Source organism: Hymenobacter taeanensis (assembly GCF_013137895.1).
Classification (GTDB): Bacteria; Bacteroidota; Bacteroidia; order Cytophagales; family Hymenobacteraceae; genus Hymenobacter; species Hymenobacter taeanensis.
Genome location: NZ_CP053538.1, coordinates 2,011,160 through 2,035,304, shown reverse-complemented (window position 1 = coordinate 2,035,304; position 24,145 = coordinate 2,011,160). Strand labels below are relative to the sequence as shown.

Below are 24,145 nucleotides of genomic sequence, written 5' to 3'. Positions count from 1 at the left end.
CAGCTTATCCCCCCTATAGCTTCTTCTATCTGCCAGGCCAGTCGAGCACCTATATTTAGTTGCTAGTCATGAGTTTACCTGAAAGCAGCGCCGCCACTTGGGTAGTACCGGGTGGTGGCGCTATGCTAGTGGCCTAGCGGATTAAAAGCACATTAAAACCACTTCTTTCTGAGAGAAGCACTAGCACCGCATTCCGACTTTACCCAGAAAACCCTCTAACTTAGAGGCTCCATTCGCATTCAACCTGTTTCTCTTCAGTGTCTTATTTCCGGACCATCACCCGCCTGACGGCCCCCGCGCTGGCTTCTTTGGGCCTCGCCTTTACTCTCACTACCCTGCCTAGCTGTGGGTCGCGCTCTGGCACCGATGCTGAGAACCCCACGGCAGTAGCTGACACCACCAAGCCTGTGGTAGTGGATAGTGCGGCGTTGAAAATGGCTGCTATGCGCCGCGACTCGCTGAAGGCCGACTCTATTGTGCGGAAAAGCGGACAGCTGCCCGGCGCCATCTTGCCCGGCCACCGCATTATTGCTTTCTATGGCAACATCCGCTCGAAGGGCATGGGCATCTTGGGGCGTGAGCCCAAGGAGCAGATGTTCCGCAAGTTTGAAGGCGTGTTGAAAGAGTGGCAGGCCGCTGACCCTTCTATTCCGGTACAGCCTGCCCTGCACAACGTGACCATTACGGCCCAGGGTACCCCCGGCAAGGATGGCAAATGGCGCCTGATGAACTCCAAAGCCACTATTGAGGAGGTTATTTCCTGGGCCCGGGAGCATAAGTGCATCCTGTTTCTGGATGTGCAGCCAGGCCACAGCACGCTAGAGGCTGAGCTGCCGAAGCTGGAGCAATACCTGAAGCAGCCCGATATTCACCTGGGCATCGACCCTGAGTTTTCGCTGTCCACCATGCCCGGCGTGCGGCCCAATCAGCGCATTGGTACGCTGGATGCCAAGGACGTGAACTTCACCATCAACTTTCTGGCCCGCATTGTCAGCGAAAACCACCTGCCGCCCAAAGTGCTGACGGTGCACCGCTTCACCCGGAAGATGATTACCAACTACAAAAACATCAAGCTCGACCCCCGGGTGCAGGTAGTGATGCACATGGACGGTCACGGCGAGCCTACCCTCAAGAAGGACTCATACCACGACTACATTCAGACTGAGCCCGTGCAGTACACTGGTTTCAAGCTGTTCTATGAGTACGATGCCCGGCCTAAGCCCCACCACATCATGACGCCCAAAGAAGTGCTGACCGAGCTGACTCCTAAGCCGCTTTACATTCAATACCAGTAAGCTCCTGCGGCTTGCGCCTGAAGCCCCGCCCTTTCTGGGTGGGGCTTTTTGTTTGTCCGTAGGCCACCCTCTATCAGGCGGGCAGCCCGGCTTCATGCAAGCTTTACTCTACCCCGGTAATTTTACGCGCCAGATATATCTTGCCGGCCGCCCCTTTCCGGATGGCAGCCAGTTAGTATCTTTAATCAGTAGGAGAGGCACGTGCGGAGTAACAGGATACCAGCCGCTTATTCTCCGTTTGTCTCTGCCATGGCTTTTAGCGCTTCCCTATCTGATTATTTGCTTTTATTTCGGCACCTGCCCGGTAACCTGCTGCTGCTGACTCCCGATGCTGATTTCACTGTTGTGGATAGCTCGGAGGGGTACAGCACGGCGGCCCGTAAAAACCGGGAGCAACTGGTAGGGCGTCCTTTTTTTGAGGTCTGCGCTCCTGCTACCCCAGCCAGTCATCAGCGGCTGCAAGCCTCTCTCATGCACGTGCGGCAGCACCACCAAGAGCATACGGCCTCCGGCCTCCGGTATGATCTGACCTGCCCAGCAGAACCGGAAGGCGCCCCAGCAGTGCACTATTGGCAAGCTACCCACTACCTCATTCTGACGGAGGAGGGCACGCTGCGCTTTATTCTGCAGAAGACGGAAGACGTGACGGCTCAGTACCAGGCGGAGCAACCGGCCAAGACACATACCACTCTGCTAACAGACCAGGAGCGGGCCCACTTTCTGCTGGAGGCGTTGCCGGTAATGATGTGGTCTACCACCCCCGATGGCCTGACCGATTACCAGAACCCACGCTGGCTGCAGTTTACGGGGCGCCAGCCCGAGAAGCTAGAAGCCACCAGCTGGCTGGAAGACATTCACCCCGACGACCGAGTGCGGGCGCAGCAGGCCTGGAGGGAGGCCCAGGCAAACGGCCGCTTTTATGAGGTAGAGTACCGCCTGCGCCGCCACGATGGTCAGTACCGCTGGATACACAGCCAAGGAGTTGCGCAGCGGGATGCCAACGGCACCCTCTTGGCCTGGGTTGGCGTGGGGTTAGAGGTGCACGACCAGAAGCAGGTGCAGCAGCAGCTAGCGGCCAAAGACCGGCAGCTGCACCAGATTCTGCAGCAGATTCCGGCGCACGTTGCCACGCTTGAGGGGCCAGAGCACATCTATACCTTCCTGAATGAGCGGAGCAAGCAATTATTTGGCGGCACCGTGGAGCTGGGCGTCCCAGCCGCCAAAGCCCGGCCGGAGTTTATCAGCAATGGCTACCTGCATCTTATTGATAAGGTATACCGCACGGCGGAGCCTTTCCTGCTCACCGAGATGCCCATGGCCCAGCCGCCCGGCCCCGACGGGACCACGCCAACGCTTTATTTCGACGGGGCTTTCCAGCCTCTTACCAATGAAGAGGGCCAAACCCAGGGGATTCTGGTTTTCGGGCTTGATGTAACCGAGCGAGTACTGGCCCGGCAGCGCACAGCGGAGTTGATGGAGGAAATACGGCAGCAGGATGCGCAGTTCCGCACGTTGGTTGAGTCGCTCCCATTGTTCGTGTACATTGCCGATGCCGAGGGCAAGGTTGTGTATTTCAATCCGCAGCGCCACGCCTATACGGGTCAGGATTCTGCTGTGTATGATTGGGAAGCAGCCATCCACCCCAATGATTTAGAGCGCATCAGAGGGTTGTTTGCGGAAGGACGGAGGACTGGCTTACCCTGGTCGGGAGAGTTCAGGCTGCGCCGCCACGACGGGCAGTACCGCTGGCACCTCACCCATGCCGTGCCCCTGCGGCTCTCTACGGGCACCATCAGCCGCTGGTATGGCTCTACCACAGACATTCACGATGCCAAGATGTTTCAGCAGCAACTGGAAGCAAAAGACCAGGAGCTGCTGCAGATTCTGAGCCAGGTACCAGCTTATATTGCCACGGTTACTGGGCCCGACCACCGGTTTGTGTTTGCCACGCCCAATTACAACCGCCTTATGGGCGGGCGGGTGCGTTTAGGCCAGCCCGCCGCTGAGCTCCTGCCCGAAGTGGCCGCTCAGGGTTTTGTGGAACTGCTGGATACCGTGTACCGCACTCAAAAGCCCTATATAGGCCACGAGAACCGCATTGAGTTGCTGGACCCAGCTACGGGCGGCACTCAGGAGTATTATCTCAACTTCGTGTATCAGCCCCTGTATGGTGCTGAGGCGCAGGTGCAGGGCATATTGGCCTTTGGGGTAGATGTAACGGAGCAGGTATATGCCCGCCAGCGCGCTGAAGCACTAGCCACTGAGGTGCGCCGCAGCGATGAGCGCTTGCGCCGCATGACGGAGGCATTGCCCAATATTACCTTCATCAACGAGGCCTCGGGAGTAGGCCACTACGTGAGCCCCCAGTGGTACGCTTTTACTGGCCTACCGGAAGGATCCTCTATCAGTAACCACTGGCGGGAAATAGTACACCCCGATGACCTAACCCGAGTTAATGAAGAATACCGCCTAGCGCGGGAGCAGAAGCGTGGCTGGAGCTTTGAGGTGCGCTTCCGCCGCCACGACGGCCAATACTGCTGGTTCTTGAACCAAGCGCAGCCTGAATACGACGATCAGGGCAACATAGTGCGCTGGTACGGCTCCGACACCAACATAAACGCGCAAAAAGAGCTGACCGAAGCCCTGCAGCAGAGTGAGCAGTACTTCCGCTTCCTCTCGGAGAGTGTGCCACAGGTTATCTGGACGGCCGAGGCAGACGGGCAGGTAGACTACTTTAATGACCGCTTATTTGAGGTAACTGGCCTACGCCCCGCCGATTGCCTGGGCCGCTCTGCGTGGGCCGCAATTCTGCACCCCGATGATCAACAGCGCAGCCTGGAGGCATGGCAGACGGCCGCGCAGGCAGGCGCTGCCTATGAAAATGAGTACCGCTTCGTCTCCCGTACGGGTGGCTACCGCTGGTTTTTGGGCCGCGCCGAGCCCCTGCGCAACGAGCAGGGAGAAATTGTTCGGTGGTTTGGCTCCTGCACCGACATCGACGATGTAAAGCAAACGCAGCAGCTGCTGCATCGGCAGAACGCTCAGCTCACTCAGATCAATCAGGCCCTGGATAACTTCGTGTACACGGCCTCTCATGACCTGAAGCAGCCCATTACCAACATGGCCGGCATTTTTGAGGAGCTCAAGCGCACGGCCACCTTTCATGATGAAGCGGCGGGCCAGCTAGTAAGCATGTTTGAGGGGGCCTTGCAGCAAATCAATACCACTATTCATGACCTGTCGGCGGTAGTGCAGGTGCAGCGCCAGCACGAGCAGCTGCCAACGGAGGTAATTGAGCTGCTGCCGTTCACGCAGGAAATTCTGCACAGCCTGCAAGACCAGATAGACGAGCTCCACGCCCAGGTTACGCTGGATTTCGCCGCCGCCCCGCTGCTGCTTTTTGTGCGCCCCAACCTGCAGAGTATTCTCTTTAACCTGCTCAGCAACGCCCTGAAGTACGCCGCCCCCCAACGCCCCCCCCAGATAACGGTAACCAGCAGCTGGCCTGAGCCCAACCTGCTGCTGCTGATGGTGCAAGATAACGGCCTGGGTATTGACCTGGAACGCCATGAGCGGCAGCTGTTTCAGATGTTCAGGCGCTTCCACCACCACGTAAATGGCTCCGGCATGGGCCTGTATCTCGTAAACCGTATTGTGCAGCAGATGGGAGGCAGCCTGGAGGTGGAAAGCGAGGTAGACAAAGGCACCTTGTTTCGGCTGCTTCTGCCCACTCAGAAACCTTAAAGGCAAAAAGCCGCCAACCCAGTGGGCCGGCGGCTTTTTTATGTTACTACACCCCGTGCGGTTAGTGCGCGGCGTTCAGGTCTACCTTCTCGCCGGGCCGGGCACGCTTAATCAGGAAGATCAGCGGTACGCACAGCAGGAAGAAGGTCCCGATCATCAGGAAAGTCTGTGAGTAGGTAATCAGGGCCGTCTGCTTCATGAGCATGCCTTCCAGGGCGGCGTAGGCCTGGCGCTGGGCCTGCACTATGTCGGCGCCTTTGGCCATGAAGTTGGCAATCAGGCCCTGCATACGTTGCTGCGTTTCGGGGTCGTAGAGCGAAATATTAGGCAACAGGCCTACGCGGTTCTGCATGGTAGTGCGCTCCAGGTAGGTACCTACCAGAGCCACCCCAAACGAGCCGCCCAACTGACGGATCATGCCGGTGAGGCCTGCAGCTTGGCCGGCATCCTTGCCGCTCAACCCAGCCAACGACATGGTGGTAATGGGCAGGAACAGCAGAGCCAACCCGACGCCCCGCAGCATGAGGGGCCAAAAGAAGTCGCTCTCACCGGCAGTAGGCGAAATTTGCGTGCTCATCCAGTAGGAGAAGACGAAGAAGATGCCAAAGCCTACGGGCAGCATATACTTCTGTGATACCCCCGCCTGAATGGATTTACCCACAACCGGCATCATGAAGCCCGACATTAGCGCGCCCGGCAGTAGCAGATACCCCGTTTGCTCAGCGGTGAAGCCTAGAATCCGCTGACAGAAAATTGGGAATACGAACACGGAGGCAAACAGCCCGAAGCCTAGAATGAAGGAAAGGAACGAGCCCACCGCCAGGTTGCGGCTCTTGCCCAGCACCCGCAGGTCTACTACCGGCTGCTTGGCGGTTAGCTCGCGCCAGATAAAGCCTACCATACCAACAACGGTAAGGGCCGTAAACAGCAGAATGCTCTGGTCTTCGAACCAGTCGTTGCTTTCGCCCTGCTCCAGCACGTACTGCAACGAGCCCACCCCAAGTATCAGCAGGAAAATGCCCAGCCAGTCAATCTGTCCAAGTGGCCTTCGGATGGCATTTTTAATTCGCTCAGGGTCACGGATGAATAATATGGTGAAAATAGAGGCCATGACGCCCACTGGCACGTTCACGTAGAAAATCCAGGGCCAGTCGTAGTTGTCCACAATCCAGCCGCCCAGGGTGGGGCCAATGGTGGGGCCAATAATAACGCCCATGCCGAACAGGGCCTGGCCTAGGGCCAGCTGCTGGGGCGGGAAGGTATCAATGAGAATGGCTTGGGAAGTTGCCATAAGGGCACCACCGCCCACGCCCTGAATGAAGCGGAAGGCTACCAGCTCCCAGATGTTGGTGCTCTGGCCGCAAGCCATAGAGGCCAGCGTGAAGAGGATCACGGAGAACAGGTAATAATTCTTGCGACCGAATTGCTCGGCCAGGAAGCCCGTCATCGGAATCACGATAACGTTGGCAATGGCGTATGAGGCCACTACCCAGCTAACCTCCTGCTGCGTGGCCGAGAGGTTACCCATCATCTGGGTAAGGGCCACGTTTACAATGCTGGTATCAATGAGTTCCAGCAAGCAGCACATCACCACCGTAATGACGATGATCCACTTGGTAAATCCGGTTTCCATACGGTGAAGTTGTGAAGTTGTGAAGTGATGAAGTTGTCCGTTCTTGGTGCAACGGAGCTTTATCTCTCACATTACTTCTGTGTTATATGAATGAAGAGCTACCAACCAACCCCCTATCTTTCAATGAAGACATTAGGACACGGACAAAACAAGCTTTGCTTCGCGTTATCAGATTGTTTCAGCAGTTGCCCCGCACAGGTGAGGCGGATATCCTTGGAAAGCAGTTGTTACGGTCCGCCACATCGGTAGCGGCTAACTTTCGTGCGGCATGTAGGGGCCGTTCATCTGCTGAATGGTATGCTAAGCTGTGTATCTGTGTTGAAGAGGCGGATGCAACTCTCTTCTGGCTCGAACTAATCGGAGAGGCCAGTATTTTCCCGGCTAACAGGCCTAGAGATAGAATATAAAGAGATTGTATCCATCCTAGCTTCTATCCGGAAAAAGGCCAAAACCAAGCTATGAAAGGTGAAGCTAGCTGACATAGAAGTCACAACTTCACCTTTCGCAATTTCACTACTTGGTCGTCACTGTGGCGGTTACGCTCATACCGGCGCGCAGGGGGTGCTCAGGGTCCACTTTGTCGAGGACGATTTTCACGGGTACGCGCTGGGTTACTTTCACAAAGTTACCGGAAGCGTTATCGGGGGGCAGCAGGGCGAAACGGGCGCCCGTAGCAGCCGACAGCGACTCAATTTTGCCCGTGAATTCTTCATGAGGGTAAGCATCTACCTCCACGCTCACGGGCTGGCCTACGCGCATGTTTTCCAGCTGAGTCTCCTTGAAGTTAGCAATAACCCAAGTGCGGCCGCTGGCCACAATACCGAACAGTTGCTGGCCAGGGCCAACTACCTGGCCGGGCTGCACACCTTTCTTGCTTACCGTACCATCGGCCGGGGCCTTAATGGTGGTGTAGCTCAGCTGCAGCTGGGCGTTGTCGAGGTCGGCCTGGCGCTGCTTTACTACGGCCTCCGCCACGGCTACCTGCTGCTGGGCAGCCGTTACCTGCTGGCGTGCTACGGCTACCTGCTCCTGAGCCGTAGCCCGCTGAGCAGTAGTGGAGCGCAAGTTGGCTTGCACGGCGTCGTAGTCGCTCTGCGGAATAATGTCCTCCTTGCGCAGAAACTCGCTACGCTTCAGATCTTTCTGCAAACGGGCGCGGTTAGCATCACTCACGCCAATGCTGGCCTGGGCGGTGCGCACATTAGCCGAAGCCGTGCCTACGGCGGCGCGGGCAGCAACAACATTCGCCTGGGCGGCAGCCAAAGCGGCCTGGGCAGCATTCACGCGCTGCTGGTAGTCAGAGGGGTCAAGCACTACCAGTACGTCGCCCTTCTTCACCGGCATGTTGTCATCTACTTTCACCTCCAGTACGGGGCCACCAACGCGGGGCAGCACGGGGTACACGTCGCCTTCTACCTGAGCGTCATCGGTTTCTTCGTGCGTTTTGCCAAACTGGTAACGCTGCCAGCCGAAGTAGCCGCCAACAAGCAGTACCAGAGCCAGTACGATTAGTATAATGGGGCGCTTGGAGCGGCCTGCAGGTTGCTCGTCCAGTACTGGCTCGTAAGCCGCGGATTGAGTAGGCGCTACGGCCGAATCGTGTTGAACGGGGGTTGCCATATGGGTACTTGGTTGTTCGTTGTCGGTTGTTGAGGAGAGGCTGACCGAGTGGCCTAGGCCAGCCAACAAATACTTACGCCGATTGGCGGTATGCTTTGGGGCAGCCGGGCTTCACCAGCAGCGTCACGCATGAGGCGGTGCGCACTACGGTTTCGGCGGTGCTGCCCATTAAAAAGCGCGTCAGGCCCGTTTGGCCGTGCGCTCCAATAACAATGATGTCGGCTGGGTGGCGGCGCGCTTCTTCTACGATTTCCTGCGCCGCATTGCCGTACACAATTGCCGTAGTTACCTGAGCACCTGTAGCTAAGGCTGCTTCGCGGTGCTGGGCCAGCTGATGAGCAATTTCCATGTCATTCAGAGGTGCCGTAGGAGCCGCTGGTCCGGGCTCCAGCACGTGCAGTAGCCGCAACTCAGCCCCCGTACCCGCCGCCAAAGCCGCTGAGTAGGTCACCAGCGCCTCCGTTGCGGCAGAAAAATCAATCGGACACAGGATGGTCATGTCAGTTGGTGAAATTGTGAGAGGTGAAGTTGTGAAGAGTGTATAAGCAAAGGCCGTGAGCTATCCTGTGGGATCAGCCGTTCGCAACTTCACCTTTCACAACTCCACCGCTTACCAAATCTGCTCGCCGGTGGCGCGCTTGAGCTGGTACTGGCCTAGGGTGTAATTGTAGATAGCCTGCAAACGAGCCAGGCGAGCCTGCGCCAGCGAAGTCTCTGCATCGAGCACGTCGAGGTTGTTGCCTACGCCGTAGCGGTAGCGGGCTTGCGCCCGGGTGAGAGCATCACTGGCCTGGTTAATCTGCTGCAGTGCGTTATCGTAGCGGGCCGTGCTCGACTGGATGTTGTTGGCCGCCTGGCGCACATCGGCACGCACCTGCTCCTGGGTGTCCAGAATGCGGGCTTGGGCCCCCCGGATATTGGCAGCGGCTTCTACCCGTTGGTTTTTGTTGCGGTTACCATCGTAGATGGGCACCGAAAGCTGCACCACGCCCACTGAGTTCGGACGAATACGGTCGAGGTTAGGCAGGTAGCCGTTCTTGGCACCTAGCTGCCCCCCAATACCCAGCACGGGCATGTTACTGCGCTCAATCAGCTTTAAGTTCAGATTGGCAGTTTGCTCAGCGTCGCGGGCCAGCTTGATTTCGGGGCGGTTAGCCTCGGCAGTGGCCAGCGCAGCGTTTACATCAATGGCTTGCGGCTGATAGGCAAAGGCCCCACGCACGGGCACGTTTACATACTCGGGGCGGTGCAGCAGGCGAGCCAGCTGGGCTTGCTGGTTGTTGAGCTGGTTCTGCAAGTCAATCTTGGTGTTCTGAGCCTGCGTAATGCGCACCTGCGTGGTGGTCACGTCGAAGCGGGTACTAACGCCCCCTTCCACGCGCTTTTCCATCTCGCGCTGGTGCTGCTGCAGAGAAGCTATCTGGGCATCCTGCACCTTAATGCTCTCGCGCACAAACAGAATATTGTAGTACACCTGCACGGCCGAGTAGGCTAGGTCGCGGCGCGTCACGTTGATCTGGTCGGTAGCCGTCAGGCGGCGGCTTTCCGCCAGGTTGTAGGTAGCATCCTTCTTGCCGAAGTCTAGCAGGCCATACTGCAGCGTGATGTGGGCATCGTAGTTGTTGTTGGGAGCCAGCTGGAAAACCGGCGCATCGGGGCTGAGCTGCAGCTTCACCACGGGGTCGATGCGAGTATAGGTGGCGGTGCCTGATATCTGAGGCAAAAAGCCCCCGCGCGACTGGGTAACGCGGCTAGTGGCGGCGTTAACCTCCTCCTCCAACGACGTAATAGCTGGGTTGGCATCCAAGACCGAACGGATGGTACCGTCCAGCGACAAGGAATCAGAAATGATAGGCCCTTGCTGTGCGTGGGCCGCGCCGACGGTCAGGAGCCCTAAGGCTACCAGGGGGACGGCTAATGTTGGTCGGGAAAGCATACGGATGTACGACTTGGTAGTGCCCGCCTATTACCCAATCCTGTGCCAACCCATTAAAATCATTTTAATGTCTAATCAAATCGCCCATAACAGTCTCTATTGGCATAAAAACATTGTATAATACAATAGCCCAACTACAGGCTGGCAAGATGATTTTTCCTTATATTTGAGGAATGCCTGAAAATAAATCCTGATATTTAAGGAGTTTTGCATCCGCTGCTGTTATCTGGCTAGCGGTTGTTCTGTCAAAAACAGGTCCGCTCTTTCGGTTCTAAAAAATATTACTAGGCGTATACATCTTTTGGTGATTACCCGGCCGACGGCAGTCACTGGATTCACGCCCACTTCTCAGTGTTTGTTATGCCTGATCAGGACGACTCTTTACTCCTATACCTCAACGACGCTATTGCCACTACCCGCAATAAGGAGGACTTGTTTAGGAACGTGACCGAGAAATTGCGGCTGATTTTTCCTTTTGATGCCATTACCATTCTGTCGCTGGATATGGAGCACCAGTACCGGCGCGTGTTTCTGCGTGATTACCTCGGGGATGTCATCATCCCGGACATATCAAACCATAAATACCACCGTGCTGCAATTGAAAGGACGCCAATTGAAGGGTTTGTTCGTCAGACCCATATCCAGCATTACAATCTGGAACAGCTGCTGCAAGAATACGGTAGCTTTCAGCCCTTTCACGCGCTGCTGAACCAGGGTATGCGCTACCTCACGGTGGTGCCGCTGCGCACGGGTGGCCGCCTGATTGGGTTGCTTTCCTTGGTGGCTCGGCGCCAGCCAGACCTCTCAGAGCAGGATGCTGATTTGCTGGAGAAGATAGGAAGCCTGGTGGCCGTAGCCGTTACCAATGCGCTGGCCTTTGAGGATATTGCCCGCCGCGAGCAGGAAAAAACCATGCAGCTGGCCCTTAATAATGCGCTGCTTAGCATTAAAGAGCGAGGCGAGCTGTTTCGGGCTATTGCCACGGAAATCAACCAAGTGGTATCCTATGACTATTTCGGGGTGCGGATCCGTCAGCCCGATTCGCCGGTGCGGGCACTGGCAGAGTTCAGCAAGCAGCCAGACGGCTCCTTTCTCGCCCTGGATGAAAACCGTTTTGATGACCTGCCACAATCAGAGGCCAGCAAGCAGGCCGTTCTGGACCTTTTCTCCAAACCAGGAGTGTATGTAGGGGCTGATTTTGAGGCCCTGGCCCGCCGTTACGACATGCTGCGCTATATCCGTGAGCAGCGTGGCACGCAATCCATCCTCTGCGCGCCCCTTGACTCCGGCGACGAATCATCGGCGGTAGTTATTCTGGCTAGCTATCAGCCGCTTGCCTTCAGGGAAGAAACATTGCAACTGCTCCTAACCCTGGTGCCTCAGATCCGGCTGGCCATTCAGAACGTGCTAGCCTTCGAGCAAATTGACTTGCTCCGCACTCAGCTGGAGCGGGAGCGCACCTATCTCATCGACGAAATCAACACCACGGCCGCGGCCCGCCTCGATGACTTTGTGGGCGGCAGCGCCGTGATGCAGCAGGTATACACCCGGCTGGCCCAGGTAGCCCCCACCGATACCACCGTGCTGATTGAAGGTGAAACGGGTACCGGTAAGGAGCTGGTAGCCAGGGCCCTGCACAACCTGTCGCCCAGGGCCGAGCGGGCCCTGATTAAGCTAAACTGTGCTGCGCTGCCGGCTCAGCTCATTGAGAGCGAGCTGTTTGGCCACGAGAAGGGCGCCTTCACCGGGGCCCACGACCGGCGCATTGGCAAATTTGAGCTGGCTGATGGGGGCACCATTTTCCTGGATGAGGTGGGCGAACTGCCCTTGGATTTGCAGGCCAAGCTGCTGCGGGTGCTGCAGGAGAAGGAATTTGAACGCATTGGCGGGCGGCGCGTTATTTCCAGCAACGTGCGGGTTATTGCAGCCACCAACCGCGTGCTGGAGGAGGAGGTAGCGGCTGGTCGTTTCCGCGCCGACCTCTACTATCGCCTCAACGTGTTCCCTATTCGGCTGCCTGCCCTGCGTGAGCGGCCCGAGGATATTGAGCCGCTGATGCGCCACTTTCTGGAGCGCTTCACCAAGCAGATGGGCAAGCCTGTACGTGGCCTACGTGAGCGGGACCTGCGGGCCATGCAGCAATACGGCTGGCCCGGCAACGTGCGCGAGCTGGAGCACGTGCTGGAGCAGGCCGTAATTGTGAGCCAGGGCCCTTTCTTGGAATTTGCGGGCTTCTCGGCGGTAGCCCAGGCGGCGCAGGCACCTACGGCCACCCCAGAGGCTGGCGGACCCATCAAAACCCTGAAAGATCAGGAGCGCGACCACATATTAGCGGCCCTGCGCCGCACGGGCGGCCGGGTAAGTGGTCCTACCGGGGCCGCCGTGCTGCTCGATATCAACCCCAAAACCCTGGAGGCCCGCATGAAGAAGCTGGGCATTCAGCGCACCATCACGGCGGGGTGAGGCTGCTCTATACCAGCCCTGGCAGGCCCATAATATTAGGGCTTTTGCCGCCTTCCAAAAATCTCAGCCGTAGGCCATACTATTAACTCACGTAGCCTTACCTACTATGGCCCAGCCCACCACCACACCCCAGCATACTGACCCTGCCACCAAGAATCAGGAGAAAAAGAACGAGGAAACCATCAAGGATAAGCCTGATGGCAAAAAGAAGACCACCCAAAAAGGGTAAGCAATTTGCCCCCTGGTAAGCCCGGCCGCCCTACGCAGCCGGGCTTTTTAGTGGCCTAGCGCAGCAGAAGGGAGCTAAACGTAGCGCCAACAGTGTTTTGCCCGTACTTTAGATCCGGATGCCTGTTCTCGACTTCGACCCCACTCAACTCACCCGCGACCATGTGCTGCGTGCCTTGCGCCAGCTAGACCGTGAAGGGCAGCGCATGCCCCTCAGCACCGTCTACGACCTGGTGTATAAGGGCCGCCGCTACGCGCCGCGCACGGTAGCCCGCCTGGCCTGGCGGCTAGCCTGCCAAGAGCCCGAAGCGAACTGGCCGCTGGCGGCCGGTGCCCCCACCAACCGCGTACTGGAGCAGCTTGATTTTACGATTGCCACCAAGCGCCCCACCCTCGAAAACTCGGCGCTGGATGGCGACGTGGCGGCGCAGGAGGCCATGCAGGAGCTGTACCCACCCAAGGCTACGAAGCCAGCTCCGGCGGAAAAGGGGCCTACTCCGGCTCCGGAAGCCACGGCCCAGGAGCCCACGCTGGCCTACGCGCTGCCCGCTGCCGTACCCTACAGCCGCGAACAGGCACTACAGGAGCTGTTTATTACGGAGGATAAGCTTGAGGCTACCCTGGCCGCTTTAGACAGGCGGCGTAATCTGGTGCTGCAAGGCCCGCCGGGTACGGGCAAAACGTTCCTGGCCCGCCGCCTGGCCTGGCTGCAGCTGGGGGCTACGGATGCGCAGCGAGTCGAACTCGTGCAGTTTCATCCTAGCTACAGCTACGAGGACTTTGTGCAGGGTTTCCGGCCCGATGCGCAGGGCACTTTTCGGTTGCAGGAGGGCGTACTATTAAACTTCTGCCGCCGCGCCGCTCAGGAACCTGATCAGCCGTATTTTCTGCTGATTGATGAGCTGAATCGGGGCAACCTAAGCCGCATTTTCGGGGAGCTGCTCCTGCTGTTGGAAGCCGACAAGCGCGGCCCCGAACACGCCGTGCGCCTCCCCTACTTGCCCGCTGAGGCGCCTCGTTTCTACGTGCCAGCCAACGTGTTCTTCATTGGCACCATGAACCTGGCCGACCGCAGCCTGGCGCCACTTGATTACGCCCTGCGCCGCCGCTTCGCGTTTGTGGAGATGGAGCCAGAGTTTGGACCGGCGCTACAGGCGTTTTTAGCCCAGCAAGGCGTACCTCCTACCGTAGTGCATCGCCTCCTGACTCGCCTCACGGAGCTCAACCTAGCCATTGCCGATGACCCCGAATTGGGCCCAGACTTCCGCATCGGGCATAGCTATTTCTGCCAGCCCCCCACCAAGCCGGCCGAGGCCGAGCAGTGGCTTACATTAATTCTGGAACAGGAAATTGCGCCGCTACTGGATGACTACTGGCTTGATCAGCCCGCTAAAGCACTGGCCCATAAGAAAAAGCTGCTGAGGAAGTAAATGAATGGTCAATTTGCTCTGGCGGGAGCCCCTTCCCCTCGGGAGAAGGGCTTGAGTTACTATTACAACGTCCGCTAGAGATGCCGTTGTAGTACTAATCTAAGCCCCTCTGCCGAGGGGTGGGGCCCCCCGCCAGAGCAAACTATCTACTTCCCCGGTGCAGCTACTCTCCGCGCATGATTCCCATTCAAAATCTGTACTACCTGCTCTGCTATGCCTGGAACCGCTTGCCGGAGCAGGAGGAGCTACTGGCTACGGATGCCGACGCGTTTCACCGGCCGCTGGAGCTATTGGCGCATGTGTTGCTGCGGGGTACGCGCCGCCTGCTCCGGCAAGGGCTGGCAGTGGCCTACAGCACCCGCGAGGAGGAGCTGACGGAGATTAGAGGCCGGGTGCAGCTGGCGCCTACGGTGGCGCGCAACCTGCTGTCCCGGGGCCGGGCCGTCTGTGAGTTCGATGAGCTGGGGCCGGATACGCCTTTTATCCGTTTGCTACTAGGTACGCTAGGCCACCTCAGCCGCTCCCGCAGTTTGCCCGCCCCGTTGCGGCATGAGCTGCGCCTGGCGCAACGGCGTTTCCCGGCCAATATCCCCCCTGCTACCTTAACGGCTGAGAACCTGCGAGCAGTGCGCCGCCTGCGCCCCACTGGGGCCAGTGGCTTTCTGCTGAATGTGTGCGAGCTGGTATACCAAAGTGCCTTACCCGCCCCCGATGCCGAGGGTCCGGCCCGTTTCCGCGACTTCCGCCGCGATGAGGTGCTGATGGCGCGCCTGTTTGAGCAATTTGTGCGCAACTTCTACCGCCTGGAGCAGCGGCGGTTTCGGGTGCTTTCTGAAACCATTGCCTGGCAGGCGGAGGCACCGGATGAAGCGGCGCTAGGCCTCTTGCCGGCCATGATAACAGACACTACGCTGGAGGCCCCCGACCGCAAAATCATCCTCGACACCAAGTACTACACCGCCGCGCTGCGCACCCGCTATGATCAGCAGAAGCTGATTTCGCCCCACCTCTACCAGCTCTACGCTTACCTCCAGAACCAGCCTAAGCTACCCGAGCAGCAACTGGAAGGCATTTTATTGTACCCGGCAGCGGCACAAACTGTTGATGTGCGCTACACTCTCGGCGGCCACCCGGTGCGCATTGTAACTATTAATCTGGAGCAACCCTGGGAGCAGATTGCGGCCGATTTGCTGAGTTTGGTGAAGTAAAACCAGCCACTCCGGGCATGTGGTGCATCAAGCCAGAGACAAGAAATGCGGGAAGTGGCCAAGAGGATAACCTAGATTCCTCTCTTCAACTGGAATAGCAGAAGCCGTTTTACTGGTAATTTTTTCATCTTTTCGGCTACTTTTTTGAAAAAATGCAGCCCTGTAACGGCATTTGCGTCGTTTGGTTGCAATTGGCCGGGCTTCTGGCTAAACTTCACCACGCATATCCTCTCCATCACCAAAATATTACCCTCTTGAAACGACGCGACTTCGTAGGCCTGACCGGGCTGGCGACCGGGACTTTGTGGCTCCCTTCGCTGCCAGGCTTTGGCGAATCAATTCTAGTGGACCCGGCCCGCCTGCTCGAAACCGTAGACCCCGCCGTGAAAAAGCGGCTGGCTGATGCGGCGCTTAATGCAGCTAAATCTGCTGGCGCTACTTACGCCGATGTACGGATTGGGCGCTACCTCAACCAGAGCATCTTCACCCGCGAAAAGCAGGTACAAAACATTGCCAGCGGCGAAAGCTACGGTGCTGGCATCAGGGTTATTGCCAACGGCACCTGGGGTTTTGCCGCCACCAACATTGTCACGGAAGCCAGCTTGGCTAAAACGGCCCAGCTGGCCGTAGAAATTGCCAAGGCCAACTCCAAAGTGCAGAAAGAGAAGGTGCAGCTGGCCCCGCAAAAGGGCTACGGCGAAGTTTCCTGGAAAACTCCCATCCAGCGCAACGCCTTCGAAGTGCCAGTAAAGGAGAAAGTAGAACTGCTGCTGGCCGCCAACGCCAAAGCCCTCGACAATGGCGCCAACTTCGTAAACTCCAGCCTCTTTCAGGTAAACGAGCAGAAGTACTTTGCCAGCACCGATGGCTCCTATATCGATCAGGATGTACACCGCATCTGGCCTACGTTCAGCGTAACGGCCATTGACCGCACTACCGGCAAGTTCCGCTCGCGCGATGCCCTGAGCTCTCCCATGGGCCTGGGCTACGAGTACCTCACGCCCAAAGCCGCCGACAAAATTGCCGGTCCGCAGGGCACTGGCCTTATCGGCTACAAGCAGAGCTACGATATTCTGGAAGATGCCACTCTGGCCGCCCAGCAGGCTAAAGCCAAGCTCACTGCTAAAAGCGTAACGCCCGGTAAGTACGACCTGGTGCTCGACCCCAACCACCTGGGCCTGACCATCCACGAGTCGGTAGGCCACCCCTTGGAGCTCGACCGTGTGCTGGGTTACGAAGCCAACTACGCCGGTACCTCGTTCGCTACCATGGAGTGGAAGGCGAAGAACATTCCTTACGGCTCCAAATACGTGAACATTGTGGCCGATAAACTGCAGCCCGGCTCGCTGGGTGCGGTGGGCTACGACGATGAGGGCGTAAAAACCAAGGAGTGGGACCTGATTGAGCAGGGCAAGCTGGTAGACTACCAGAAAACGCGCGATCAGGCCCACATTGTGGGTCAGAAAGAATCCGATGGCTGCTCTTACGCCGACTCCTGGAGCACGGTGCAGTTCCAGCGCATGCCCAACGTGAGCCTGCGCCCCGGCAAGGAGAAAATGAGCGTTGATGATATGATTAAGGGCGTGGACAAGGGCATTTACATTGCCGGCCGCGGCTCTTTCTCCATTGACCAGCAGCGCTACAACTTCCAGTTTGGGGGCACCGTGTTCTACGCCATCGAGAAAGGCAAGATTGCGGGCCAGCTCGAAGACGTGGCCTACCAGGCCAACACCCAGGAGTTCTGGAACAGCTGCGCCGGCAGCTGCGACCAGTCGGACTACCGCTTGTTCGGCTCGTTCTTCGACGGCAAGGGTCAGCCTTCACAGGTTTCGGCCGTGAGCCATGGCTCCGCCACCACGCGCTTCAACGCCGTGAACGTGATTAACACGGCCCGTAAACTCAGCTAGGCCACTCCTGGCTGCCATTCCGAGCGAAAGCGAGGAACCTGGGTGACAAACCAGCATTACGCTGACCCAGATTCCTCCCTGCGGTCGGAATGACAGCTAGAACAGCATCTCTCCCCATCAGAAATCAGCACAATACGCAATGGCAATACTTTCCAAAGACGAATCTCAGGCCATCCTTAAGAAGGTTCTGAGCTTTAGCACCGCCGATGAGTGCGAAGCCACTCTAACTGGCTCAACGGGCGGCAACGTACGCTCGGCCCGCAACTCCATCAGCACCAGCGGCGGCATTGATAACGTAGCCCTGTCCGTGGAGGCCCGCTTCGGCAAGCGCAGTGGCGTGGCCACCTGCAATGAGTTTGACGACGCCACCCTGCGCCGCTGCGTGCAGCGCGCTGAGGAAATTGCCCGCCTCGCGCCCGAGAGCCCCGAATATATGCCCCTGCTCGGCCCCCAGAAATACCTGGAGTCGCCGCAGGCGTTTGCCAAGAGCACGGCCAACATCACGCCCGCTTACCGCGCTGAGCAGGTAGGCGCCAGCATGAAAATCTGCGACGAGAAAAAGCTGACCTCTGCGGCCTTCCTCAACGACTCGGCCGGATTTGTGGCCAAGCGCAACAACAAGGGCCTGGAGGCCTACCAGCAGCGCAGTGGCCTGGAGTTCAGCATCACGGTGCGCACGCCCGACGGCACCGGCTCCGGCTACGCCACCGCCGACTACAACGACGCCAGCAAGTTTGACGCGGCTCTGCTGACCCGCATTGCCGCCGATAAAGCGGCCGGCTCGCGCAATGCCAAGGCCCTGGAGCCCGGCAAGTACACCGTAATTCTGGAGCCCGCTGCCCTCGTTGCCAACACCGACGCGTCGCTGATGCAGGCTTTGATGAGTGCTCTTGACGCGCGCAACGCCGACGAAGGCCGCTCGTTTTTGAGCAAAAAGGGCGGTGGCAACCGTAAGGGCGAAAAGCTTTTCGATGAGCGCGTAACCATCTACTCCGACCCTACCAACCCGGAAATTGCGGACCTCACTTTCTCCGGCGACGGTCGGCCCCAGCAAAAGGTAACCTGGATTGAAAAGGGAGTAGTGAAAAACCTCTACTCTACGCGCTACTGGGCCCAAAAGAACAGCATTCCGGACCTACCCCGCCCCGGTGGTTGGATAATGGAAGGCGGCACCCAAAGCACCGCTGACCTTATCAAAGGCACTCAGCGCGGTATTCTGGTAACGCGCCTGTGGTATATCCGCCCCGTTGACCCGCAAACGTTGCTGTACACCGGCCTCACCCGCGACGGAACCTTCTACATCGAAAACGGCAAGATCAAGCATCCCGTGAAGAACTTCCGCTTCAACGAGTCGCCGATTATTATGCTTAACAACCTGGAAGCTATTGGTAAGCCGGTGCGCGTAGGCGGTAACCTGGTGCCCCCGCTCAAAATTCGGGACTTCACCTTCACCAGCCTTTCCGACGCCGTGTAAGTAGAATTGTCATTCCGAGCGCAGCGAGGAATCTGGGGGTTCCTTTTACTGCATGAGCCAGATCTTCACTGTGCTCGGATTGATAACCAGAGTTAAATCAATTTTATGCGCTATCATCATTACTATGTGTACCTCGTGACCAATCCTAAACGCACTACCTTATATATCGGCGTAACCAATGATCTGCAACGCCGCCTTGAGGAGCGCGCGGATAACGAAGGCCAACGCCAGACATTCGCCGGACGCTATTTCTGCAACCACTTTGTGCACTGGGAAGAGTTTGGTGATATCAATCAAGCTATTGCCCGTGAAAAAGAGTTGAAAGGCTGGAGACGCCAGAAGAAAGACGCGTTGATTGCCAGTACCAATCCTGATTGGCGAGACTTAACTAATGAAATAATGGCGTGATGTCATTCCATGCGAAATGAGGAATTTAAGTTAGCCCCTGGGCCATCTCCCAGGTTCCTCGCTTCGCTCGGAATGACAATTTACCCTTCCACACTTCCAAACCTGTACTCTTTTGAAAAGACGTGATTTTGTGGGCCTGACTGGCCTAGCGACCGGGGCGCTGTGGCTGCCTTCTATTCCGGGTTTCAGCGGAACGCTGGTTGATCCGGCCCAACTATTGGCCGACGGTGTGGATGTAGCCGTGAAGAAGCGCCTAGCCGATGCCGCGCTAAACGCTGCCAAAGCCGCTGGCGCCACTTATACCGATGTACGAATTGGGCGCTACCTCAACCAAGGCATTTTCACCCGCGAGAAGCAGGTGCAGAACATTGCCAGCACGGAGAGTTACGGCGCCGGTATTCGGGTAATTGCCAATGGTACCTGGGGCTTTGCCGCCACCAACATTGTCACGGAGGCCGGAATGGCCAAGGCCGCTCAGCTGGCCGTAGAAATTGCCAAAGCCAACTCCAAAGTACAGAAGGAGAAGGTGCAGCTGGCCCCGCAAAAGGGCTACGGCGAAGTTTCCTGGAAAGCGCCCATCAAGCAGAACGCCTTCGAGGTGCCGATTAAGGATAAAGTTGATTTGTTGCTAGCGGCCAATGCCAAGGCCCTCGATAACGGCGCGAGCTTCGTAAACTCGGTGCTGTTTCAGGTAAACGAGCAGAAGTACTTTGCCTCTACCGACGGTTCTTACATCGATCAGGACATTCACCGCATTTACCCCACGTTTGGCGTAACGGTGGTTGACCGTGCTTCGGGCAAGTTCCGCAGCCGGCAGTCGTTAAGCTCTCCCATGGGCTTGGGTTACGAGTACCTCACGCCCAAAGCCGAGGACAAAGTAGCAGGCCCCGCCGGCTCCGATGTTATTGGCTACAAGTACAGCTACGACATGCTGGAGGACGCTGCCCGCGCCGCCAAGCAAGCCAAGGAAAAGCTGACGGCCAAATCAGTAACGCCTGGCAAGTACGACCTCGTACTGGACCCGCACCACCTGGGCCTGACCATCCACGAGTCGGTAGGCCACCCCTTAGAGCTCGACCGCGTGCTGGGCTACGAGGCCAACTACGCCGGCACCTCCTTTGCCACGCTGGAGTGGAAGGCCAAAGGCCAGCCCTACGGCTCTAAGCAAGTAAATATTGTGGCCGATAAGCTGCAGCCCGGTTCACTGGGCGCCGTAGGCTACGACGACGAAGGTGTAAAGACCAAAGAGTGGAACCTGATTGAGCAGGGCAAGCTCGTGAACTACGAGAAGATCCGGGATCAGGCCCACATTGTGGGTCAGACGGAATCTGACGGGTGCTGCTACGCGCAGTCGTGGAGTGATGTGCAATTCCAGCGCATGCCCAACGTGAGCCTGAAGCCCAGCACCACCAAAATGAGTGTGGATGAGCTGGTAAAAGGCGTCGATAAAGGCATTTACATTGCTGGCAACGGTTCCTTTTCCATTGACCAGCAGCGCTACAACTCCCAGTTTGGTGGGCAGGTGTTCTACGCCATCGAGAAAGGCAAGATTACCGGCATGCTGGAGGATGTGGCCTACCAAACTAATACGCTGGAGTTCTGGAACAGCTGCGCCGGTAGCTGCGACCAGTCGGACTACCGGTTTGCGGGCTTCTTTAACGATGGCAAAGGCCAGCCTTCGCAAAGCTCGGCGGTAAGCCACGGCTCGGCCACTACGCGCTTCAACGCCGTGAACGTGATTAACACGGCCCGCAAACTCAGCTAGGCCACTACTCCATATAAAGAACCGTCATGCTGAGCGCAGCCGAAGCATCTCTACCGCTTCTCTAGGCCAGTAGTTAGCCAGAGGTAGAGATGCTTCGGCTGCGCTCAGCAGGACGGTCTGGAGTTAGACACTCTAGGCCACTCTCCCATTAGAAATCTGCCTTTCCTTTATGGCTATACTTTCCAAAGACGAAGCTCAAGCTATTCTTAAGAAGGTGCTGAGCTTCAGCACCGCCGATGAGTGCCAGGCCAACCTGAACGGGCGCACGGTGGGCAACATCCGCTACGCCCGCAACAACGTGAGCACGGCCGGCCTGTCCGACAATATCTCGATGGTGGTGGAGTCGCGGTTTGGTAAGCGCAGTGGCGTGGCTACCTGCAACCAGTTCGACGATGCCACCCTGCGCCGCTGCGTGCAGCGCGCCGAGGAAATTGCCCGCCTTGCGCCCGAAGACCCCGAGTATATGCCTATGCTGGGGCCACAGCAGTACCTCACGCCCGTAAGCTACGCCGCCAGCACCGCCGCCATCAAGCCCGACTTCCGGGCCCAGGTGGCCGCAGATAGCATTGCTCTGGCCGTTGACAAGCAACTTACGGCCGCCGGCTACCTCGAAGACGGGGCCTACTTTCAGGCCCTGCGCAACAGCAAAGGCCTGGAGGCCTACCAGCAAAGCACTGGCCTAGACTTCTCGGTAACGGTGCGCACGCCCGATGGCACTGGCTCCGGCTATGCTGTGGCCGATTTCACCGACGTATCGAAGTTCAACGCCAAAGCCCTGACCCAGATTGCGGTAGACAAGGCGGCCGGCTCGCGCAACGCCAAGGCCCTGGAGCCCGGCAAGTACACCGTGATTCTGGAACCTGCCGCCCTGGTTTCGGATGAGGGGTTGCTGAATAACCTGATTTACTCCTTCGGAGCACGAGAAGCCGATGAAGGTCGCTCCTTCCTTAGCAAAAAGGGCGGCGGCAACCGCAAGGGCGAAAAGCTGTTTGATTCGCGCATCAGCATCTATTCCGATCCGCTTAACGCCCAGGCTCCCAGCTCGGTATTTGATGGCGAAGGCCTGCCTGTGAAGCGCATGAACTGGGTGGAAAAGGGCGTGGTGAAGAATCTTTACTACTCCCGCTACTGGGCCCAGAAAAGCGGCGCCGAGCCTACGGCCTTTTCCGGCAACTTCATCATGGAGGGCGGTACCCAAAGTGTGCAGGACCTGATTAAGAGCACCGAGAAAGGCATTCTGGTGACGCGCCTGTGGTACATCCGCGACGTGGACCCGCAGACGCTGCTGTTCACTGGCCTGACCCGCGACGGAACGTTTTACATCGAGAACGGCAAGATCAAGTTCCCGGTGAAGAACTTCCGCTTCAATGAGAGCCCCGTGATTATGCTCAACAACATTGAGGCCATTGGGCGGCCCGTACGCCTGGGTGGCAACCTGGTACCTCCGCTCAAAATCCGGGACTTCACCTTCACCAGTCTTTCCGACGCCGTGTAAACAGAACTGTCATTCCGACTGCTGGGAGAATTATCACTCGCTTGGTGATGGTATCCCTTCTCTGCAGACTCGGAATGACAGTTATTTACGCACCGCGCAACAGTTGCAGGAGGTCTGGCACTGCTACTAGTTTATTATTAGTTACTCGTCGTGAATATTTTTCTGCAACGCACTTTGGGCCTTTGCTTTTGGCTAACGGCCACCTCTGCAGCCTATGCGCAGGAAATTCCTGTTTCCGCTGACACCACCCAAAATTTTAATGGCTACGCGCTTGGTAAGGTTTTAACACCTGAAGGCCGTACTGTGCGGGTGTATGTGCCAGTAAGCTGGGAGGGCTTTCATAAAGTCTTACCCTTTTATGATGTCCCACCCGATTCGCGCCCGCGTCCCGCTACAAAGTTCATTAGTGTTGATAAAGTAAAGCATATGCGGGTGCAAGGGCTTTACTCTGAAACCCTATATCTGAATGGCAAGAGTGAACGGGTATTGGCGCCCCGCCTGCTTGATGGCCCGGTAGAGCTTTTTACTCTCTCAGAAACTAATAGCATACCTATCCCAATTCCGATAGGGGGTGCAGCCATTGCCATGCTCCCTGGTGCTACCTACGTTAACAACCGCTGGTATCTGCGGCGCGAGGGGCAACCTTTAGTGCAGGTCAGCCGCGGCAAGTTCAAGGAGCAGCTGGTGGCCTATATGCATGATGCGCCGGACCTGGCAGCTAAAATCATAGCCGGCCACCCCGACTACCGGTACCAAGACATGATTCGTATTATTCAGGAGTACAATTCCTGGCTCACTACCACCTCTACTGCCCGCTAGGCTACTTCCCGAACTGCAGCGCCGCGTAGGCCTGTATCACGCGGTTTCTGAGGCGGGGGTCGTTGGTGCCGCTCAGGTTCCTGACGTCGTTGATGTCATTGACGCCCGCATTAAACCGGCCGCCTAACAACAAATTACCCAGCTTAAGGCCGCCACCAGCGCACAGGCTCAGGTCGCCACGCTTGTAGCTGCTGTAAGGCCCGTTACCCGAGGCAGACGTGCTAATCTGGCCATCTGCTTCCTGCCGTAGCAACACCCCAAACTGCGGCCCGGCTTCTACAAATATGGGCCCTACGGTAACCTTCGCCAGAACAGGTACATTCAGGTAATGCAGCTTGGCATCATAACTACTGAAATTGTCTTTAAAGGATGCCCCCTGCAGTGAATACAGTACCTCGGGCTGAATAGAAATGGGGCCTATTAGTTTGGCTTCATAGAAAACGCCGGCGTGGTAATAAGTCTTGTATTTGGTTGAAGTAGCGCCCAGATCCTGACCATCCAGCACGGCGGCGTTAATCCCGGCTTTTACTCCAAACTGCGCATGTGCCGCGGTAACAGCCAGCATGAATGCCAGAATGAGGAGCAAGGTGTGTTTCATAGCAGTAGGCAGGTAAAGAGTAGGAAAGGAAGATTTTTTTGGATCTAACGCAAAACTAGTGGGCGAGTGTATACTGTTTGGCTTCTCGCGAGAAGGATTTTTATCCTGCTGGCACCTGAAAT

The 24,145-nt window shown here is 57.4% G+C and carries 18 protein-coding genes; 13 read left to right on the top strand and 5 right to left on the bottom strand.

Translation table 11 applies throughout. The features are described from left to right. Positions 1 to 257: 257 nt before the first annotated feature. Both HMJ29_RS08690 and HMJ29_RS08685 read left to right on the top strand, forming a co-directional pair. Complete coding sequence (locus HMJ29_RS08690) at positions 258 to 1,295, top strand: hypothetical protein (protein WP_171591104.1); 1,038 nt, start codon at positions 258 to 260, stop codon at positions 1,293 to 1,295. A gap of 279 nt (positions 1,296 to 1,574) precedes the next feature. Continuing rightward, the gene (locus HMJ29_RS08685) at positions 1,575 to 5,039 is read left to right on the top strand and encodes a PAS domain-containing protein (protein WP_171591103.1); all 3,465 of its coding nucleotides are present in this window, start codon (positions 1,575 to 1,577) and stop codon (positions 5,037 to 5,039) included. Positions 5,040 to 5,100: 61 nt separating this feature from the next. Here HMJ29_RS08685 and HMJ29_RS08680 read toward each other — a convergent pair whose 3' ends face one another. Then, entirely contained in the window at positions 5,101 to 6,672 is a 1,572-nt protein-coding gene (locus HMJ29_RS08680) for a DHA2 family efflux MFS transporter permease subunit (protein ID WP_171591102.1), read from the bottom strand. Between the two features lie 86 nt (positions 6,673 to 6,758). Between HMJ29_RS08680 and HMJ29_RS08675 the strand changes: the two genes are divergently transcribed. Further along, positions 6,759 to 7,079 (top strand): four helix bundle protein, encoded by a 321-nt coding sequence (locus HMJ29_RS08675; protein ID WP_244678889.1) that lies wholly within the window; start codon positions 6,759 to 6,761, stop codon positions 7,077 to 7,079. A gap of 106 nt (positions 7,080 to 7,185) precedes the next feature. Here HMJ29_RS08675 and HMJ29_RS08670 read toward each other — a convergent pair whose 3' ends face one another. The 3 genes from HMJ29_RS08670 to HMJ29_RS08660 form a co-directional block, all read right to left on the bottom strand. Next, entirely contained in the window at positions 7,186 to 8,292 is a 1,107-nt protein-coding gene (locus tag HMJ29_RS08670) for an HlyD family secretion protein (RefSeq protein WP_171591101.1), read from the bottom strand. A gap of 73 nt (positions 8,293 to 8,365) precedes the next feature. Next, positions 8,366 to 8,791 carry a universal stress protein gene (locus HMJ29_RS08665; RefSeq protein WP_171591100.1) on the bottom strand — a complete coding sequence of 142 codons (426 nt, stop codon included), beginning with the start codon at positions 8,789 to 8,791 and terminating at the stop codon, positions 8,366 to 8,368. A gap of 111 nt (positions 8,792 to 8,902) precedes the next feature. Beyond that, on the bottom strand, positions 8,903 to 10,228 hold the full coding sequence (locus tag HMJ29_RS08660; RefSeq protein WP_171591099.1) for a TolC family protein: 1,326 nt from the start codon (positions 10,226 to 10,228) through the stop codon (positions 8,903 to 8,905). A gap of 360 nt (positions 10,229 to 10,588) precedes the next feature. On the opposite strand from HMJ29_RS08660, the gene HMJ29_RS08655 reads away from it, so the two are divergent. From HMJ29_RS08655 to HMJ29_RS08615, 10 genes are all read left to right on the top strand, one after another. Next, positions 10,589 to 12,691, top strand: a complete 2,103-nt coding sequence (locus tag HMJ29_RS08655) for a sigma-54-dependent Fis family transcriptional regulator (protein WP_171591098.1) — start codon at positions 10,589 to 10,591, stop codon at positions 12,689 to 12,691. A gap of 106 nt (positions 12,692 to 12,797) precedes the next feature. After that, positions 12,798 to 12,920, top strand: coding sequence for a hypothetical protein (locus HMJ29_RS20615; protein ID WP_262490722.1), 123 nt, complete (start codon positions 12,798 to 12,800; stop codon positions 12,918 to 12,920). A gap of 118 nt (positions 12,921 to 13,038) precedes the next feature. After that, positions 13,039 to 14,349, top strand: a complete 1,311-nt coding sequence (locus HMJ29_RS08650) for an AAA family ATPase (protein WP_171591097.1) — start codon at positions 13,039 to 13,041, stop codon at positions 14,347 to 14,349. Between the two features lie 176 nt (positions 14,350 to 14,525). After that, complete coding sequence (locus HMJ29_RS08645) at positions 14,526 to 15,557, top strand: 5-methylcytosine restriction system specificity protein McrC (RefSeq protein WP_171591096.1); 1,032 nt, start codon at positions 14,526 to 14,528, stop codon at positions 15,555 to 15,557. A 254-nt stretch (positions 15,558 to 15,811) separates the two neighbouring features. Beyond that, positions 15,812 to 17,464, top strand: coding sequence for a TldD/PmbA family protein (locus HMJ29_RS08640; protein ID WP_171591095.1), 1,653 nt, complete (start codon positions 15,812 to 15,814; stop codon positions 17,462 to 17,464). Positions 17,465 to 17,603: 139 nt separating this feature from the next. After that, complete coding sequence (locus HMJ29_RS08635) at positions 17,604 to 18,938, top strand: TldD/PmbA family protein (RefSeq protein WP_171591094.1); 1,335 nt, start codon at positions 17,604 to 17,606, stop codon at positions 18,936 to 18,938. 135 nt (positions 18,939 to 19,073) lie between these two features. After that, complete coding sequence (locus tag HMJ29_RS08630) at positions 19,074 to 19,346, top strand: GIY-YIG nuclease family protein (RefSeq protein WP_366671381.1); 273 nt, start codon at positions 19,074 to 19,076, stop codon at positions 19,344 to 19,346. A gap of 112 nt (positions 19,347 to 19,458) precedes the next feature. Further along, complete coding sequence (locus tag HMJ29_RS08625) at positions 19,459 to 21,111, top strand: TldD/PmbA family protein (RefSeq protein WP_171591092.1); 1,653 nt, start codon at positions 19,459 to 19,461, stop codon at positions 21,109 to 21,111. A 169-nt stretch (positions 21,112 to 21,280) separates the two neighbouring features. Continuing rightward, entirely contained in the window at positions 21,281 to 22,606 is a 1,326-nt protein-coding gene (locus HMJ29_RS08620; RefSeq protein WP_171591091.1) for a TldD/PmbA family protein, read from the top strand. A gap of 150 nt (positions 22,607 to 22,756) precedes the next feature. After that, the gene (locus HMJ29_RS08615; protein ID WP_171591090.1) at positions 22,757 to 23,425 is read left to right on the top strand and encodes a hypothetical protein; all 669 of its coding nucleotides are present in this window, start codon (positions 22,757 to 22,759) and stop codon (positions 23,423 to 23,425) included. A gap of 1 nt (position 23,426) precedes the next feature. Here HMJ29_RS08615 and HMJ29_RS08610 read toward each other — a convergent pair whose 3' ends face one another. Continuing rightward, the gene (locus tag HMJ29_RS08610; protein WP_171591089.1) at positions 23,427 to 24,023 is read right to left on the bottom strand and encodes a porin family protein; all 597 of its coding nucleotides are present in this window, start codon (positions 24,021 to 24,023) and stop codon (positions 23,427 to 23,429) included. Positions 24,024 to 24,145 lie beyond the last annotated feature (122 nt).